The organism is Burkholderia sp. SJZ089 (assembly GCF_007828315.1).
GTDB classification, from domain to species: Bacteria; Pseudomonadota; Gammaproteobacteria; order Burkholderiales; family Burkholderiaceae; genus Burkholderia; species Burkholderia gladioli.
This window is the reverse complement of record NZ_VIUM01000009.1, coordinates 146,837-163,939: the sequence shown is the minus strand read 5'-3', so window position 1 is coordinate 163,939 and position 17,103 is coordinate 146,837. Positions and strand designations below refer to the sequence as shown.

Here is a 17,103-nt window from a genome sequence, read left to right as displayed (position 1 = left end):
GAAGGAGAGGTGCGGAAGCCCCCGATGAAAAAGTGCACGATGGTGGTTCTATCCTGGCAAACTGTCTGATATACTCTTTTTCTTTCGGGGCGTAGCGCAGCCTGGTAGCGTACCTGCATGGGGTGCAGGTGGTCGGAGGTTCAAATCCTCTCGCCCCGACCAGAATAAAACCCGCATCGGTGAAAGCCGATGCGGGTTTTTTCGTTATGCGCTGCAGCTCAACTCGGCGCTATCTGCGCGATTTCCCTTTATCCGGGTCGTCCCCGGTACAAACGACAGCCTGCTTTTTGCACTTGACGGCGCGAGCCCGGTAAAATGCGCGGTTGATCCACGGAAAAGTGCCCGTGGCCTCTAAGCCGGAAGGATTCCCTGAACATGTCTGATCTTCGTCTTACCAAGCGGTTTGCGGTTGTGCTGGCAACCGGCGCGTTCGTGGCAGGGTGCAGCTCGCCGTCGCCCACGAAAATCGACTACAAGAGCGATTCCCGGGTCAAGGAGGCGTCGCTCGCGGTGCCGCCGAACATGATGGACGAGACGGCTGACCAGCGTTCGCTGCCGCCGGTCAACGGCGAAACCTCGCTGTCGAGCCTGCAGCAGACGCAGCAGATCGCGCCGCAGTCCGATACGGCCGTGGTGCCCGTCACGCCGGGCATGCACCTGCAGCGCGACGGCACCGAGAGCTGGCTCGTCATCGACGACCAGGCGCCCGCCGCGGTCTGGCCGCAGATCCGCCGTTTCTGGCAGGAGCAAGGTTTCCTGCTCGTGATCGACCAGCGCGACAAGGGCGTGATGGAAACCGACTGGAACGAAACGCATCCGTCGGTCAACCAGGGCCTGATTCGCGGCGTGATCACCAAGGCGATGGGCAATTCCTACGTCACGGCCGAGCGCAACAAGTACCGCACGCGGCTCGACGCCGCGCCCAATGGCGGCACCTATGTTTTCATCAGCCAGAAGGGCATGCGCGAGGCCCTGACCGGCCCGAACAACGATTCGAGCAAGTGGGAAACCCGGCCGAACGATCCGGCGCTCGAGACCGAATACCTGAAGCGCCTGATGGCCGTGCTGGCGCAGAACGATGCGCGCGCCAAGGCTGGCGGTACCACGGCGGCAGCCGTGGCGGCGCCCGCCGATACGAAGAAGGGCGGCGATGCCGCGGCTGCCGCCGTGGCCGCACAGAACGTCGCCAACTCGGTGGCACCGGCGCGTTCCTCCGGCCGCGTAGTCAGCGGCGACGTGCCCGATGTGCCGTCCGAGCTCACGCTCGGCGAGCCGTACGACCGTTCCTGGCTGCGTGTCGGCCTTGCGCTCGATCGCGCCAATTTCACGGTCGACGATCGCGATCGCACCAAGGGGCTCTATTACGTCAGCTACGTCGATCCGAAGGACCTGACCGCCGCCGAGCAGGGCTTCTGGAGCCAACTGTTCCACGGCAAGAAGGAAAAGACCGCGAAACAGTATCTCGTCAACGTCAAGGCGCTGACGCAGGACCAGACGCGCATCGCCATCGTCGACGCCAGTGGCAACATCGACTCGACCGGTCCGGCCCGCCAGATCATGGCACTGCTGGCGAACCAGTTGCGCTGATCCGGTTCTCCGCCGCTCTCGAAAGCCCGCCATTCGGCGGGCTTTTTCCTTGGTGCGCGCGAAACGATACGACGTTACGTAACGTTACCCGGTAACGAAATCGGTCAACGCCCGTTTAATTTCGATGTGCATGATTGTGAATTCAATTAAATCAACGAGTTAGGATGAAATTTTCGCCTGGCACGGAAGCTGCTCTTATACCTCGGAATGATGTTGCCCCGGCACATCGTTCACGAGGCGGAACGGCATGGCGCCGGATCCGCCGTCACGAATCGTTCGATGGCCCGATGCGCCTTGAGCATCGGCCCGGCTTGATGGCCCGTGCGCGAGCATGGGCCTCGTTGGCCCCGTCGCCTATCCTCGTAGGGCGACGGTTTTGCCCGCGCTTCGAAGGAAGCGCGGGCAATTTTTTTTGTAGGGCTGGAATCCTGGCGTCACGGCCGAGCCGCGAGGATTCGTGTACGCTGCCCATTTTCTTGACGGGAGTTCAGAGATGTCGGAAATCGCAGTGGTGGCCACGATCATCGCCAAGCCGGGGATGGAGGACAAGCTGCTGGAACAGGTCGGGACCATCGTCGGGCCGACGCGCCTCGAGGCCGGGGCGCTGCAATACGACCTGCACCGCGATCGCGACGATCCACGGCGCTTCGTGTTCTTCGAGCGTTGGGACAGCGAGGCGGCGCTGGCGGCGCACGCCCAGTCCGCGCATATCCTGGCCTACCGGAAGGCCGCGGCGGACTTCATCGACAGCGCGGAGATCCGCGTGATGCAGCGGATCGCCTGAAGACGGGCCGTAGCGGGGCGGCGCGATGCCGTCCCGCTTTCAATGTGATGCCTCAATGCGCGTTCGGCACGTCGAGAATCAGGATGATGGTCCAGTCGGCGTCGCCGTCATGGTGATACTGCCGTTCGACCACGATGAACGGCTGCTGCTTGCCTTGCGGCCCCAGGAACAGCACGTCGCCTTCCATCGGCAGGCACTCGATCGGCGGCAGGGCGAGATACGCCTCGTCGGAGCCGCGCGGCATCAGTTGCTTGATCTTGTGCGTTGCCGCTTCGGTCCATTCGATGTCTAGCTGGATATTGCTCATTCTGTCCTCCGCACCGGAGTGCGCACGGGTGGAAAAGTCGGGTGCGCGACTTTAGCACAGCGTGCGCGATGTGCCGTGCCATGAAAAAAGCCGAACCCGGATCGACCGGATTCGGCTCGTGGCGGCCGCGCGGCCCGACAGGCTGCGGTGTAGGCGCTTACTGGCTGGCCGCCTCTGCCTTGGCGGCCTTCTTGCCGGCGTGATGCTTCTTGCCCATATGGTGCTTCCCGTGCATCGGCTGCTCTTCACGCGCGGCACGCTGGGCGTCCTGCTGCTGTTGCAGAGCTTGAGCCCGCTGCTCGATTTCGGCGATCTTGGCCGGGTCGGTGATCGTCGTGATCGTCGTGCTTTCTTGCGCATAGGCCGCGCCAGCCAGAGCCGACATCGAAACCAGAATAGCCAGGGACATTTTCTTCATTGCTCTACCTCCGCTAAGTGGTGATGGACCCGAGTTTGCCGATCCGTCCGGCACTGCAACCGAGTGAGCCGAGTGTAGCAAAAGTGACGGATCAATGCACTTTCGGGCATCCTGAACGATCCGGCGTGTCGCGGTGGCGACAGTGGCGCGTGCCGCCATGCGCGCGCCACGGACCTATGGACGGGTCGATTGATGCCCATGGCTTGATGATGTTGCTGCGCCGTGACATCAGAACCAGCCGAGCCGCCGATACGCGTAAAATTGCATGATTCCGGCGATCTCGTGCAGGGCGCGCGAGGCCGCGACGAAATTGTGCCAGACCGGGCGCCAGCCGAGAATCGGTCGCAACTGGTTCGCGTAGACGGGCTGCGGCTCGATATCGAAGCGTGCGAAATCGAGCAGGGCGCGGCGCATCTGGTACGAGGATGTCACGAGAATTGTCACGTCGTAATGTTGGGCGAGTAGGATGGGTGCCGTGTACTTCGCGTTTTCGTAGGTCGTGCGGCTGCGCGTCTCGAGAATCAGGTCGCGCTCGGCGACGCCACGCTCGCGCAGCAGCGGCGCGTAGAGTTGGGCCTCGCTGATGCCATGGTGATGCGGATCGCCGCCTGTCACGACGATGTCGCATTGCGATGCGATTGCTTGGCATACCGAATGGAGTTCGGCGGCGCGGACGATGCGCGAGAGCGCGTCGTCGGGCGGCACCAGTTCCCCGTGGCGGTGCTCGATGCCGCCGCCGAGCAGGATGATGGCGGTGTGCCCGCGCATCGCAGGCGCTTCGACCGGTTCGACCCCAGCTTCGGCCAGGGCGACCAGCGGCGCGGCCAGCCAGCCGGTGCCGATCGCCAGCAGCAGGGCGAGGCCGGTGGCGGCGATCGCGAAACGGCGCTTGCGCCAGAGGGCGGCTGCTACGAAGAGCAGCACAAATGAATCGAACAGAATCAATTTGAATGGGGTAAGGTAACTTTTTGCCCGCTCGGGTTCGACCGGTTCCAGGTGCCGCGAAATGTGGCGAGGAACGGGTAGGGAAGGCGCAGGTGGATCATCGGTAGCGTCCGCCTGTCGTTGCGTGGCGGTGTCGGCCGGAGCAGTCCCGGGCCGGCGAGGCCGCCAGCAGGATCGCTGTACTTTGAGAAAGAGTCCAGATGGCCACGTATTCCAACGAAGCAGTGCTCGATGCCTTGAGGCGCGTGCAATACCGGCAAGTCCCCTGGGCGCGGCGCCCTAACGTCTTCGGATACCTTCGCAGCCTGGGACTGATGGATACGGTGCGCCAGAAGACTGTCGCGCCGGCCCCGGGCTTCCATGCTCCCGTCGACATCGCCGTGCTGACCGACACCGGCCGCGCCGAATTCGCCAGGCTGGAACATGACGAAAAGCAACTGAGCTGGACCGATCGTCGTATCGACGACTACGTGCTGAGCGACGCGAGCGCGGTGTCGATCCTCGAGAGCCGCCTCTAGCATAGGGACTAGTAAAAAAACGCCCGTATCGCGAGATACGGGCGGTACCGGGTACATTGCTGCTGCCAGGCTGTGCTCATGGCATTCGTTGTGACTGCCGGCCTCGCCCGCAGTTCCCGGCTTTCTGGATATTTGCCGCGGCGCCTAGCGTCGTGGCAGCACGCCGGACGAGCGCGGCGACGGAGCGCCGTGGATCCGGGCATTGCTGGCGATATCGCCGCGCAGGTCGCCGCGCGGCACCACGGCGGGCCGATCTGACGGCGGCGCCGGTGGCGGATGTGCATGACCGGCATGCCCCGCCTGGCCGCGCGGCGTTCTCGCTGGCTGGTCGGCCAGTGCACGCGGGGCGAGCGCCAGGGCAAGCACCATGCTCGCGGTGGCGAGCAGCAAGTGGCTTGGCATGGTTCGGGCTCCCTTCAGGCCGTCATCGCGGCCTGTTTTACCTGATCTTACGGTAGGGGTGGGAGCGCCTGCACGCTGTAAGCAATGGTAAAGAGATGTTTCGCGCACGCCGCCATCGGGCGATGGCAGGCGGCGGCGAATCGGCTGCGCGGGCGGAGCGAGCTGCCCGGCGTCGTTGGCGGATCAGGCCATCTTCACGGGGGCGCGCCAGGATTCCGGATTGGTCCAGAATGCGCCCCGCAGGCGATCGCGGCTCGGCGGCGCCGGCGGCTTCACGGCGCTGGCACCGATCCGGCCGCGCAGCGAAACCTGGCGGCCGCTGGTGCCGAGGCGTTTCACGACTTCGGCGAGGGTGCCGTCGGCCTGCCACTCGTCGAAGCGCCGACGGCAGGTCGGCGGCGACGGATAGCGCCCGGGCAGCTTCGACCAACCCTCGCCCGTCGACAGTACCCAAAGAACGGCGTTCACGACCGAACGTGCTTCCACGCGGGGACGGCCACGACGCTCACTGCGTGTGGGTTCCGCGCAGAAAAGTCCTTCGACCAGCGCCCATTCGTTATCCTTCAAATCGTCGAACAGCATCATGTCCTCACCTCAGCGAAGCTAACTCCGGTGCGCTGCCCTGCGCCGCGCACTCTTCAAGCACCCGATCCACGTCGGGTGCCGGGTGGGGGTGCCGTATTCCTTCTTCCGCCGAACGTATCGCCGTGCATCCGAAGGTTCCCGCGACCCTGTACGCGACTTGATGCACGAAGCGTGCCATGTCGGCGGCAATCCCCGTGAAAGCCGCATCGCACCGGGCCGACGGCCAAGTCAGCTAGGGGCGTATAAGACGCCAAAATGACCCCGCGGCAAATCGGGACAATCACCAATCTTGTGCAATCGAGCCCGCGCGGCGTGCGCCGCGGGCCCTGCTGCACCGCACCGACTCATCGCGAGCCGTTCCTCGGCGAAGGCCCTACAATCGCGCATCGAAGCGTGAGATTGATGAGGGCATTCAATGAATATCACCCTGCGCCAACTGAGGGTGTTTATCGAAGTCTCCCGGCTGCGCAGCTTCAGCCGGGCCGGCGACGAGATCGGGCTCACGCAGTCCGCCGTCAGCCGCTGCGTGCGCGAACTCGAGGGCGAGATCGGCCTCAAGCTGATCGATCGCACCACGCGCGACGTGCAGTTGACCGATGCGGGGTCGAATCTGATCTCCAGCGTGTCGCGTCTCCTGGTGGACCTCGACGATGCCCTGCGCGAGATTCGCGAGATCGGCGAACAGCGGCGCGGCCGCGTGGTGGTGGCGGCCAGCCCGACCATCGCCTGCCGTTTGATGCCTCGCGTGGTGGCGGCCGCCGAACGGCAGTTCCCGTTCGTCACGCTCGGGCTGCGCGACGATGTGCAGAGCGACGTGCTGCGCAAGGTGAAGTCGGGCGAGGTCGATTTCGGCGTGGTGATCGGGCCGCTGGCGGTGGTCGACCTGGTCTGCGAACCGCTCATGACCGATTCGTTCTGCTTGGTCGCGCGCGCCGATCATCGGCTCGCGGCGGCCGAGAGCGTGCCCTGGAGCGCCCTGGACGGCGAGCGGCTGGTGCTGCTCGACTACGCCTCGGGCAGCCGGCCGCTGATCGACGCGGCACTGAGCCTGCACCGCGTCGGCGCATCGGTGGTGCAGGAGCTCGGCCATTCGGCGACGGTGTTCGGCCTGATCGAGGCAGGGGTCGGCGTGAGCGTGCTGCCCTGGCTGTCCCTGCCCTTGCCGGCGGGTTCCTCGCTGGTGGCGCGCCCCTTGTCGCCGCGCACCGAGCGCACCGTGGAGCTGGTGCGACGGCGCGACCGTTCGTTGTCGCCGGCCGCCGAGGCGATCTGGGGGCTGGTGAGGGACATGCCGGCACGGGCCGAGGACCTCGCCTGAAGGCGGGCGCCGCGACGCCTGGCACCAGAATCGGGCGCGGCCCGCTACACTGGCGACGATCATCATGGGAGAGTCGGGCTTGGATGCTTTCGTCAACACCTCGGGACCTGCACCGGATGTGCGCGTGGCGGTCGAATCGCTGCGGCCTTCGCTGATCCGCGAAGTCGCCAATGCCGGATTCGGCCTCGACGGCGTACTGCCGTTCTGGTTCGGCGAATCGGACCGCGTCACGCCGGCCTTCATCCGCGATGCGGCCAGCGCGGCGCTCGCCCGCGGGGAGACCTTCTACACCCACAATCTCGGCGCGGCGCCGCTGCGCGAGGCGTTGGCCGACTACGTTTCGTCCCGCCACGGCCGGACGCGGGCCGCCCAGATCGCGGTTACCAGTGCCGGCGTCAGTGCGCTGATGCTGGCCGCGCAGTTGCTGGTCGGCGCCGGCGACCGCGTGGTGGCGATCACGCCACTGTGGCCCAACCTGGTCGAGATCCCCAAGATTCTCGGCGCGCGGGTCGAATGCGTGCCGCTGGCGTTCGGCGAGGCAGGGTGGCGTCTCGATCTCGGGCGGCTGCTGGCGGCGCTGACGCCGGACACGCGCATGCTGTTCGTCAATTCGCCCAACAATCCCACCGGCTGGACCCTTTCGACGGCCGAGCAGGCCGCTATCCTCGCGCATTGTCGGCGACACGGCATCTGGATCGTGGCCGACGAAGTCTACGAACGGCTCGGTTTTGGCGAAGGCGGCGCGCCCTCGTTCCTCGATCTGGCCAGTCGCGACGAGCGCGTGATCGTGGTCAATTCCTTCTCGAAGGCCTGGGCGATGACGGGCTGGCGGCTCGGCTGGCTGGTGGCGCCCGAGCGCATCATGGACGCCCTGTCCAAGCTGGTCGAGTACAACACCTCGTGCGCGCCGGGCTTCGTGCAGGCCGCGGGCGTGGCGGCGGTGCGCGAGGGCGAACCGTTCGTCGCCGAGTTCGTCGCGTCGCTGCGCACTGCCCGCGATCACCTGGTGGCTGCGCTCAACGGCTTGTCCGGCGTGCATGTCGAGGCGCCGGACGGCGCCATGTACCTGTTCCTGCGCCTGCCGGGCGCGGCCGATAGCCTGGCGTTCTGCAAGCGCCTGGTGCGCGAGGCGGGGCTCGGGCTGGCACCGGGACGCGCCTTCGGTGACGAGGGAGAGGGTTTCGTGCGCTGGTGTTATGCCTGTGACGTGGCCCGGCTCGACGCAGGCGTCGAGCGCCTGAAAGCCTTTTTGCAGGGCGCGGGCGGCTGAGGGCGCGGGCGGGCTGGTCGGAATGGCGATTGAAAACCATTGCCCGAAAAAGCGTGGCATCGATCTAATGGCCGGCTTTACGCGTCGTCGGAATGTGCGTAAGATGGCGTCCAGTCACGCGATTCCATCATGGTTTCGTGCTGTTCCGTCCGGTCAGGGTCAGGCAATACGCTGGTTTCGCCACCCCCGGTTCGTGCTCCCATCAATATGACCGATCAGAATCGGGCGAGCGCGTCTTCTGTTCCTTATCGTCTGTTTCGTATATTGATCCGGTTCGTTTGACCAGAGGGTCTGGCCTAGCTGCATGAATACCCAAGAGGCGAAGATCGTCCTCGAGACTGCCTTGATCTGCGCGCAGGAACCGCTCAAATTGGGCGATCTGCGGCAGCTCTTTGCCGACACCGTGTCGGCGGATACAGTCCGAACGTTGCTCGAAGAATTGAAGGAAGCGTGGTCCGGCCGCGGCGTGGAGCTTGTCGCGCTGGCGACGGGCTGGCGCTTTCAGAGCAAGCCGGCGATGCGCGTCTATCTGGATCGCCTGCATCCGGAAAAGCCGCCGAAATATTCGCGCGCGGTGCTCGAGACGCTGGCGATCATCGCTTATCGCCAGCCGGTCACGCGCGGCGATATCGAGGAGATTCGCGGCGTCACGGTGAATACGCAGGTCGTGAAGCAACTCGAGGATCGCGGCTGGATCGAGGTGATCGGCCATCGTGACGTGCCGGGCCGTCCGGCGCTCTATGCGACGACGAAACAGTTTCTCGACGATCTCGGGCTGAAGGCGCTCGACGATCTGCCGGCGCTCGAAGAGCCCGCCGCGCATCTCGAGGCGAGCCTGCTGGCGCAGGCATCGATGGAATTCAACGAAGGCGAGGCCGGTCTCGACGTGGCTGATCCCGCGGCATCGAGCGAGTCGCTCCAGGCGAATGCCGGGGGCGAGCCGGTGCCGGGCGCGAGCGGCGATGCTGCCGACCTGTCGCTGGGGGAGAGCCAGGCCGCAGGCGGCGAGGTGCGCGGTCCCATCGGCTTGGATTTGGCCGGCTCGGTCGAGTTGGTCGAAGCAACGGATGCCTCGGAGCAAGTCGAGCCGGCCGCCGAAACCGTCATCGAACAGCAGGAATGGCAGCCTGTCGAGGCGAGCGCCGAGCAGGCGGAGACGGAGCCCGCCCGGCCGCTCGCGGTCGAGCATGAAGCAGGACAAGGCCCCGTGCCTGGTGCCGAGATCGACGACGAGTCGGCCCGCCACCACGATGCGCAAGCCAGCCGCAACCCGGCGGACGCAGTACCACACGATATTGACGCGGCCCCGGCCTACCGGCACGGCGACGCAACCGGTTCGGCGGAAGACACCGGCTCGGGCGATGCCTCGCCCGACGAGGACGAGCCCGCGCAACGCCGCGCTTGATTGCGGCCAAATAGAGATTGCCGCGCCCGCGACGGGCGCGAGACCTGACATTTCGAGGTTGTTTTGACTGATACCCACGACACTGATTCGTCCGAATCCGCGCACGCCCAGGCTTCGCGCGCCGAGGACGCTCCCGAGCAGACCGGCCAGGACGCGGGCGGCGAAGACCGTCCGCGCCGCGGTCTGCGTCGCGGCCCGCGCAGCCTGATCGCGCGTCGTCGCGCGGCGGCGAAATCGAAGAATGCCGATCCGGCGGCAGAAGGCGCGGAAGCCGCGCCGGCCGAGGCAGCCGAAGAGGGCGCGCCGGCCGAGGCCCCCGCGCCGCGCGCTGCGCGCAGCAAGGACGGCGCCGCGAAGGCACCGCGCAAGACGGCCGCCAAGCGCGAAGGCGCGGCAGCGCAACCGCGGCAGGGCAAGCGCGGCGCGGCAGCCGCTGCTCCCGCTGCGCCGGCCGCGGAGGCTCCCTCAGGCGGCGGTAGCGCCGGGCAGGACGACATCTTCTCCTACGTGACCTCGCCGGCCTTCGATGCCGACAACTCCGGCGGCGGCAATGGCGTGCGCGCCCCGATGCTGCGCCGTGGCCGCCAGGCGCCCAAGCGCGTGCTTGCACCGGAAGACGACGCGCCGAAGCTGCACAAGGTGCTGGCCGAAGCCGGCATGGGTTCGCGTCGCGAGATGGAAGAGCTGATCGTTGCCGGCCGCGTGTCGGTGAACGGTGAGCCTGCCCACATTGGCCAACGTATCCTGCCGACCGACCAGGTCCGGATCAACGGCAAGCCGGTCAAGCGCAAGCTGGCGAACAAGCCGCCGCGCGTGCTGCTGTATCACAAGCCGACCGGCGAAATCGTCAGTCATGCCGATCCGGAGGGCCGCGCCTCGGTGTTCGATCGCCTGCCGCCGATGAAGACGGCGAAATGGCTCGCGGTCGGCCGGCTCGACTTCAATACCGAAGGTCTGCTGATGCTGACCACCTCGGGCGACCTGGCGAACCGCTTCATGCACCCGCGCTATAGCGTGGAGCGCGAATACGCGGTGCGCGTGGTCGGCGAGCTCAACGAGGCCTCGCGCCAGAAGCTGCTGCACGGCGTCGAACTCGAGGACGGCCCGGCGAACTTCCTGCGGATCCGCGACGGCGGCGGCGAAGGCACCAATCACTGGTACCACGTGGCGCTGGCCGAAGGCCGCAACCGCGAGGTGCGTCGCATGTTCGAGGCGGTCGGCCTGATGGTGAGCCGGCTGATCCGCACGCGTCACGGCTCGATCCCGCTGCCGCGCGGCCTGAAGCGCGGCCGCTGGGAAGAACTCGACGAGGCGCAGGTCCGCAAGCTGATGGCGACCGTCGGCCTGAAGGTCGCCGCCGACGAGAAAGGCAAGCGCGGCGGGGCCGGCCAGGCCGAGCGTCGCCAGCCCGATCCGATGCAGACCTCGATGGGCTTCCTCAATCGCGAACCGGTGCTGACCACCCATGGCCAGCTCGACCAGCCGCGTCGCGGCGGCCGTCGCGGCGCCCAGGGCGGCGGTTTCGGTGCCGGCTTTGGCGGCGGTGGCGGCGCGACGGGCGGCGGCTTTGGCGGTAACGCCAACGGCAACCGTCGCGGCGGCGGCGATGTCGACGGCAATCGCCTGTCGTATGGCGCGAACAACGGCAGCAAGCGCGGCGGCGGCAAGAGCCAGGGCCCGCGCGGTGCCAACGGCAATCGCACGGACGGCGGCGGCAATGCCGGCGGCAGCGCGCGCGGCGGCCAGCGCCCGCAGCAGCAGCGCAACCGCGCTCGCGGCCGCTGAACCTCGGTCGCTGCACCGATCAATCGGAAAACGATGGGGAAACCGGCCTTTCAGGCCGGTTTCATGGGCGATGCTTTGCGTTTGGGTTAAAAAACGCTATAATCGCAAAGTCGCTGGGCGTACGGGTTTAATGTGCGGCCTAGGTGCGACCACCAGAGTAAGAAGATGGGCGTTTCGCCCATTTTTTTTTGCTGAAACGGTTGGGCATCTCGGGTAGCGCTTCCTGCGCCGGCAAGGCGCGCGTCTGCGGGTGAATCGCGAACGGCGGGCGCGAACACCTGAGAGGACACTGTGCAACTGACGGAACTGATAGAAACCACGGTCACCGGGCTCGGTTACGAGCTGGTCGATCTCGAGCGCACCGGGCGCGGCATGCTCTGCGTCTACATCGATCAGCCGGCGGGCATCTCGATCGACGATTGCGAAAAGGTCACGCGTCAGCTCCAGCACGTATTGACGGTCGAAAACATCGATTACGAACGGCTCGAGGTTTCGTCGCCCGGCCTTGATCGTCCGCTGAAGAAGCTGGCCGACTTTGAACGGTTCGCCGGAAACGAAATCTCCGTCACCCTGAAAAAGCCGCTGGAAGGCCGCAAGACCTACCGCGGCATTCTGCATGCGCCGAACGGCGAAACGATCGGTTTGGAATTCGAGAGGAAGAAGGGCGAGGCGGCCATGCTGGATTTCACGCTGGCCGACATCGACAAAGCCCGCCTGATTCCGCAAGTTGACTTTAGGAGCCGCAAACAATGAGTCGCGAAGTGTTGATGCTGGTGGATGCGCTGGCACGCGAGAAAAACGTCGACAAGGATATCGTGCTGGGTGCGCTCGAAGCCGCGCTCGCCTCGGCCTCCAAGAAGCTGTTCGACGAAGGCGCCGAAATCCGTGTCCATATCGATCGTGAAAGCGGCGAGCACGAAACCTTCCGGCGCTGGCTGGTGGTGCCGGACGAAGCCGGCCTCCAGGAGCCGGATCGCGAGATCCTGTTGTTCGAGGCGCGTGAGCAGAAGGCCGAGATCGAGGTCGGCGACTACATCGAGGAATCGGTGCCGTCGATCGAGTTCGGCCGGATCGGCGCGCAGGCCGCCAAGCAGGTGATTCTGCAGAAGGTTCGCGACGCGGAGCGCGAGCAGATCCTGAACGACTACCTCGAGCGCGGCGAGAAGATCATGACCGGCACGGTCAAGCGTCTCGACAAGGGCAACTTCATCGTCGAGTCGGGCCGTGTCGAGGCGCTGCTGCGCCGTGACCAGCTGATTCCGAAGGAAAACCTGCGCGTGGGCGACCGCGTGCGCGCCTATATCGCCAAGGTCGATCGCACCGCGCGCGGTCCGCAGATCGAGCTGTCGCGCACGGCGCCCGAATTCCTGATGAAGCTGTTCGAGATGGAAGTGCCGGAAATCGAACAGGGCCTGCTCGAGATCAAGGCGGCAGCACGCGATCCCGGCGTTCGTGCGAAGATCGGCGTGGTCGCCTACGACAAGCGGATCGATCCGATCGGCACCTGCGTCGGCATCCGCGGTTCGCGCGTGCAGGCCGTGCGCAACGAGCTCGGTGGCGAAAACATCGACATCGTGCTATGGTCCGACGATCCCGCCCAGTTCGTGATCGGCGCGCTCGCGCCGGCAGCAGTGCAATCGATCGTCGTCGATGAAGAAAAGCACTCGATGGACGTCGTCGTCGACGAAAGCGAGCTGGCTGTCGCGATCGGCCGGAGCGGCCAGAACGTGCGCCTTGCCAGCGAACTGACCGGCTGGCAGATCAACATCATGACGCCGGACGAATCCGCCCTGAAGCAGGGTGAAGAGCGTGACCGTCTGCGCAGCCTGTTCATGGCGCGCCTCGATGTCGACGAGGAAGTGGCCGACATCCTGATCGACGAAGGTTTCACCAGCCTCGAAGAAATCGCCTACGTCCCGCTGAACGAAATGCTCGAGATCGAGGCGTTCGACGAGGAGACCGTGCACGAACTGCGAAACCGCGCGCGCGATGCCCTGTTGACGATGGCGATCGCCAACGAGGAAAAGGTGGAAAATGCTGCGCTCGACCTGAAGAGCCTCGACGGCATCACGCCGGAGTTGCTCGCGAAGCTGGCAGAACATAGCGTGGCGACGCGCGACGATCTCGCCGAGCTGGCTGTCGACGAACTGGTCGAGATGACCGGAGTGGAAGAGGAAGCCGCGAAAGCGCTGATCATGAAAGCACGTGAACACTGGTTCCAGTGAGAAATGACCATGGCGCACTGATATTTGGCGGCCGGAAGGCCGCATGACCCGATGCTAACCGCAAGGAATCGGTCCTTGCACTAAGAGGAATGAATGGCGAGTAACAACGTAGCCCAATTTGCCGCGGAACTGAAAATGCCTGCTGGTGTGCTGCTCGAACAGCTGCAGGCAGCGGGCGTCCAGAAAGCGAGTGAAGACGATGCGCTGTCGGAAACCGACAAGGCGCGTCTGCTCGATCATTTGCGTAAATCGCACGGCTCGTCCGACGCCGACAAGCGCAAGATCACGCTGACCCGCCGGCACACGTCGGAAATCAAGCAATCCGATGCAACGGGTAAGGCTCGCACCATTCAGGTCGAGGTGCGCAAGAAGCGGACGTTCGTGAAACGCGACGATGTCGCGGAGAACGGCGCCGATGTGGGCCAGGACCAGGCGGACGATGCGGCCGCCGAGGCTGATCTGAAGCGTCGCGAGGAAGAAGCGCGCCACGAGGCCGAGCTGCTCGAGAAGCAGGCTCAGGAGCTGCGCGAGCGCCAGGAACGCCTCGAACGCGAGGAAGCCGATCGTCGGGCTCGTGAGGAAGCGGCCGAGGCCGAGCGTCGCCGCGCCGAGGAAGAGGCGGCCAGCAAGCGCGCGGCTGCGGCCCAGGCGCAAGCCCAGGCCCAGCAGCAGGCTGCCGCGCAGCAGGCCGCGGCCGAGCAGGAAGCCGCGCGTGCGCAGGAAACGCAGAACGCGCAGCAGTCGGCCCAGGACGAAGAGCGTGCGGCGGCTGAACGTGCCGCCCAGCGCGAAGCGGCCAAGAAGGCCGAGGACGCTGCCCGCGAGGCGGCCGACAAGGCGCGTGCCGAGCAGGAGGAAATCCGCAAGCGTCGCGAGAAGGCCGAGGCCGAGGCGCGCGCGATCCGCGAAATGATGGCGACCCCGCGCCGTGCGCAGGTCAAGGCCGTCGAGCCGCCGAAGCCGGCCGAGCCGCCCAAGGCGGCCGAGGCCAAGGGCACGCTGCACAAGCCGGCCAAGCCGGCGGGTGAAGCGGGCGCGCGTCCGGCCAATGCGGCAGCGGCGAAGAAGCCCGCCACCGCGGCGCCGGCGAACGCCAATGCCAATACCAGCGCACCGGGCGCGGCCGATCGCAACAAGAAGCCTGCCGGCAAGGGCGGTTGGCAGGACGACGCATCGAAGCGTCGTGGCATCAAGACGCGCGGCGATTCCAGCGGCGGCGTCGACCGCGGCTGGCGCGGCGGCCCGAAGGGTCGCGGCCGTCACCAGGACAGCGCTTCGTCGTTCCAGGCGCCGAGCGAGCCGATCGTGCGCGAAGTGCACGTGCCGGAGACGATTTCCGTCGCCGATCTCGCGCACAAGATGTCGGTGAAGGCGTCCGAGGTCATCAAGATCATGATGAAGCTCGGCCAGATGGTCACCATCAACCAGGTGCTGGACCAGGAAACGGCGATGATCATCGTCGAGGAGCTGGGTCATCGCGCCGTGGCCGCCAAGCTCGACGATCCGGAAGCGCTGCTGGTCGAGGGCGAGGTCGGCGTCGATGCGGAGCAACTGCCGCGTCCGCCGGTCGTCACGGTGATGGGTCACGTCGACCACGGCAAGACCTCGCTGCTGGACTACATCCGTCGCGCCAAGGTGGCGGCGGGCGAAGCGGGCGGCATTACGCAGCATATCGGCGCTTACCACGTCGAGACGCCGCGCGGCGTCGTCACCTTCCTCGATACGCCGGGTCACGAGGCCTTCACGGCCATGCGTGCACGCGGCGCGAAGGCGACCGACATCGTGGTGCTGGTGGTGGCCGCCGATGACGGCGTGATGCCGCAGACCAAGGAAGCCATCTCGCATGCCAAGGCGGGCGGGGTGCCGATCGTGGTCGCGATCAACAAGATCGACAAGCCGGATGCGAATCCGGATCGCGTCAAGCAGGAGCTGGTTGCCGAAGGCGTGGTGCCGGAAGAGTACGGCGGTGATTCGCCGTTCGTGGCGGTGTCGGCCAAGACCGGCTCGGGCATCGACGACCTGCTTGAGAACGTGCTGCTGCAGGCCGAAGTGCTGGAACTGAAGGCACCGGTCGAGGCGCCGGCCAAGGGCATCGTGATCGAAGCGAAGCTCGACAAGGGCAAGGGCCCGGTGGCGACGGTGCTGGTACAGTCCGGCACGCTGTCGCGCGGCGACGTGGTGCTGGCCGGCACGGCCTATGGCCGCGTGCGGGCGATGCTCGATGAGAACGGCAAGCCGACCAAGTCGGCCGGCCCGTCGATCCCGGTGGAAATCCAGGGTCTGTCGGAAGTGCCGGGCGCTGGCGAGGAAGTGATCGTGCTGCCGGACGAGCGCAAGGCGCGCGAAATCGCGCTGTTCCGCCAGGGCAAGTTCCGCGATGTCAAGCTGGCCAAGCAACAGGCGGCCAAGCTCGAAAGCATGCTCGAACAGATGGGCGAAGGCGAAGTGCAGAACCTGCCGCTCATCATCAAGGCCGACGTGCAGGGTTCGCAGGAAGCACTGGTGCAGTCGCTGCTCAAGCTGTCGACCGACGAAGTGCGCGTGCAGATCGTGCATAGCGCGGTGGGTGGCATCAGCGAAAGCGACGTCAACCTGGCCACGGCCTCGAAGGCGGTCATCATCGGCTTCAACACGCGCGCCGATGCCCAGGCCCGCAAGCTGGCCGAGTCGAACGGCATCGACATCCGCTACTACAACATCATCTACGACGCCGTGGATGAGGTGAAGGCGGCAATGTCGGGCATGCTCGCGCCGGAAAAGCGCGAAATCATCACCGGCATGGTCGAGGTGCGCCAGGTCATCAAGGTGCCGAAGGTCGGCCTGGTGGCGGGTTGTATGGTCACGGACGGTGTGGTCAAGCGCTCCTCGTCGGTGCGCGTGCTGCGCAACAACGTGGTCATCTTCACGGGCGAGCTCGATTCGCTCAAGCGCTTCAAGGACGACGTGAAGGAAGTGAAGCAAGGCTTCGAGTGCGGTATGTCGATCAAGAACTTCAACGATATCGTCGAAGGCGATCAGTTCGAAGTGTTCGAGGTCACGGAAGTCGCTCGGACGCTGTAAGGCCGGCGTGAACGCTGATGGGCGGGGCAGGCGTGGGCCTGTCCCGCCCATTTTCATGGCGACGGCGATATGTGTCGTCGCCCGTTCGATGAACGGAATGACGGAAATACCATGACGAAGAAACGTACCTCTCCCAATCGCAACGTGCAGATTGCCGACCAGATCCAGCGCGATCTGTCCGAGCTGATCATGCGCGAGGTGAAGGACCCTCGGATCGGCATCGTGACGATCCAGAGCGTCGAGCTGACGCCCGACTACGCGCATGCGAAGGTCTATTTCACGGCGCTCACCGGCGACCCGCTGCAGACCCAGGACGCGCTGAACCACGCCGCGGGCCACCTGCACAACCTGCTGTTCAAGCGCCTGCATATCCATACCGTGCCGACGCTGCATTTCCATTACGACCAGACGATCGAGAAGGCTGTCGAGATGTCGCGCCTGATCGAGCAGGCGAATTCGACGCGCGCCAAGGACGACTGAGCCGCCCCGCCGAT

Annotated in this window: 15 protein-coding genes, 1 tRNA gene and 1 pseudogene; 12 read left to right on the top strand and 5 right to left on the bottom strand. The window is 65.7% G+C overall.

The features are described 5' to 3' along the window. Nucleotides 1-85: 85 nt before the first annotated feature. From FB600_RS18555 to FB600_RS18545, 3 genes are all read left to right on the top strand, one after another. A tRNA-Pro gene (locus FB600_RS18555) sits at nucleotides 86-162 on the top strand. 213 nt (nucleotides 163-375) lie between these two features. Further along, nucleotides 376-1,587: an outer membrane protein assembly factor BamC gene (gene bamC, locus FB600_RS18550; RefSeq protein ID WP_096749098.1), complete on the top strand. Its 1,212-nt coding sequence runs from the start codon at nucleotides 376-378 to the stop codon at nucleotides 1,585-1,587. Nucleotides 1,588-2,080: 493 nt separating this feature from the next. Beyond that, the gene (locus tag FB600_RS18545) at nucleotides 2,081-2,371 is read left to right on the top strand and encodes a putative quinol monooxygenase (RefSeq protein WP_096749097.1); all 291 of its coding nucleotides are present in this window, start codon (nucleotides 2,081-2,083) and stop codon (nucleotides 2,369-2,371) included. A gap of 52 nt (nucleotides 2,372-2,423) precedes the next feature. On the opposite strand, the gene FB600_RS18540 is transcribed toward FB600_RS18545, so the two are convergent. The 3 genes from FB600_RS18540 to FB600_RS18530 form a co-directional block, all read right to left on the bottom strand. Further along, nucleotides 2,424-2,678, bottom strand: coding sequence for a hypothetical protein (locus FB600_RS18540; protein ID WP_013697767.1), 255 nt, complete (start codon nucleotides 2,676-2,678; stop codon nucleotides 2,424-2,426). 157 nt (nucleotides 2,679-2,835) lie between these two features. Beyond that, complete coding sequence (locus FB600_RS18535) at nucleotides 2,836-3,096, bottom strand: hypothetical protein (protein ID WP_096749096.1); 261 nt, start codon at nucleotides 3,094-3,096, stop codon at nucleotides 2,836-2,838. A gap of 228 nt (nucleotides 3,097-3,324) precedes the next feature. Then, entirely contained in the window at nucleotides 3,325-4,041 is a 717-nt protein-coding gene (locus tag FB600_RS18530) for a YdcF family protein (protein ID WP_096749095.1), read from the bottom strand. Nucleotides 4,042-4,241: 200 nt separating this feature from the next. Here FB600_RS18530 and FB600_RS18525 point away from each other — a divergent pair, with 200 nt between their 5' ends. Continuing rightward, a complete protein-coding gene (locus FB600_RS18525) occupies nucleotides 4,242-4,559 on the top strand; it encodes a hypothetical protein (RefSeq protein WP_013697770.1) in 318 nt (105 codons plus the stop codon). A 144-nt stretch (nucleotides 4,560-4,703) separates the two neighbouring features. Here FB600_RS18525 and FB600_RS18520 read toward each other — a convergent pair whose 3' ends face one another. Continuing rightward, on the bottom strand, nucleotides 4,704-4,961 hold the full coding sequence (locus FB600_RS18520; RefSeq protein ID WP_124076244.1) for a hypothetical protein: 258 nt from the start codon (nucleotides 4,959-4,961) through the stop codon (nucleotides 4,704-4,706). A 186-nt stretch (nucleotides 4,962-5,147) separates the two neighbouring features. Further along, nucleotides 5,148-5,543: pseudogene (locus FB600_RS18515) on the bottom strand (transposase); the annotation flags it as partial. A gap of 418 nt (nucleotides 5,544-5,961) precedes the next feature. Between FB600_RS18515 and FB600_RS18510 the strand changes: the two are divergent. The 8 genes from FB600_RS18510 (at nucleotide 5,962) to rbfA (ending at nucleotide 17,089) form a co-directional block, all read left to right on the top strand. Further along, the gene (locus FB600_RS18510; RefSeq protein ID WP_025098688.1) at nucleotides 5,962-6,864 is read left to right on the top strand and encodes a LysR family transcriptional regulator; all 903 of its coding nucleotides are present in this window, start codon (nucleotides 5,962-5,964) and stop codon (nucleotides 6,862-6,864) included. 64 nt (nucleotides 6,865-6,928) lie between these two features. After that, on the top strand, nucleotides 6,929-8,134 hold the full coding sequence (locus FB600_RS18505; protein ID WP_227742996.1) for a pyridoxal phosphate-dependent aminotransferase: 1,206 nt from the start codon (nucleotides 6,929-6,931) through the stop codon (nucleotides 8,132-8,134). A 304-nt stretch (nucleotides 8,135-8,438) separates the two neighbouring features. Continuing rightward, complete coding sequence (gene scpB / locus FB600_RS18500) at nucleotides 8,439-9,539, top strand: SMC-Scp complex subunit ScpB (protein ID WP_145757196.1); 1,101 nt, start codon at nucleotides 8,439-8,441, stop codon at nucleotides 9,537-9,539. A gap of 63 nt (nucleotides 9,540-9,602) precedes the next feature. Next, nucleotides 9,603-11,324 carry a 23S rRNA pseudouridine(2605) synthase RluB gene (rluB, locus tag FB600_RS18495; protein ID WP_096749091.1) on the top strand — a complete coding sequence of 574 codons (1,722 nt, stop codon included), beginning with the start codon at nucleotides 9,603-9,605 and terminating at the stop codon, nucleotides 11,322-11,324. 291 nt (nucleotides 11,325-11,615) lie between these two features. Beyond that, nucleotides 11,616-12,077 (top strand): ribosome maturation factor RimP, encoded by a 462-nt coding sequence (gene rimP / locus FB600_RS18490; protein WP_013697776.1) that lies wholly within the window; start codon nucleotides 11,616-11,618, stop codon nucleotides 12,075-12,077. Next, nucleotides 12,074-13,549: a transcription termination factor NusA gene (gene nusA / locus FB600_RS18485; RefSeq protein ID WP_025098684.1), complete on the top strand. Its 1,476-nt coding sequence runs from the start codon at nucleotides 12,074-12,076 to the stop codon at nucleotides 13,547-13,549. Before rimP ends, nusA begins: the two co-directional genes overlap by 4 nt. 93 nt (nucleotides 13,550-13,642) lie before the next feature. After that, nucleotides 13,643-16,609 carry a translation initiation factor IF-2 gene (gene infB / locus FB600_RS18480; protein ID WP_036041284.1) on the top strand — a complete coding sequence of 989 codons (2,967 nt, stop codon included), beginning with the start codon at nucleotides 13,643-13,645 and terminating at the stop codon, nucleotides 16,607-16,609. A 111-nt stretch (nucleotides 16,610-16,720) separates the two neighbouring features. Further along, a complete protein-coding gene (rbfA, locus tag FB600_RS18475) occupies nucleotides 16,721-17,089 on the top strand; it encodes a 30S ribosome-binding factor RbfA (RefSeq protein ID WP_013697779.1) in 369 nt (122 codons plus the stop codon). Nucleotides 17,090-17,103 lie beyond the last annotated feature (14 nt).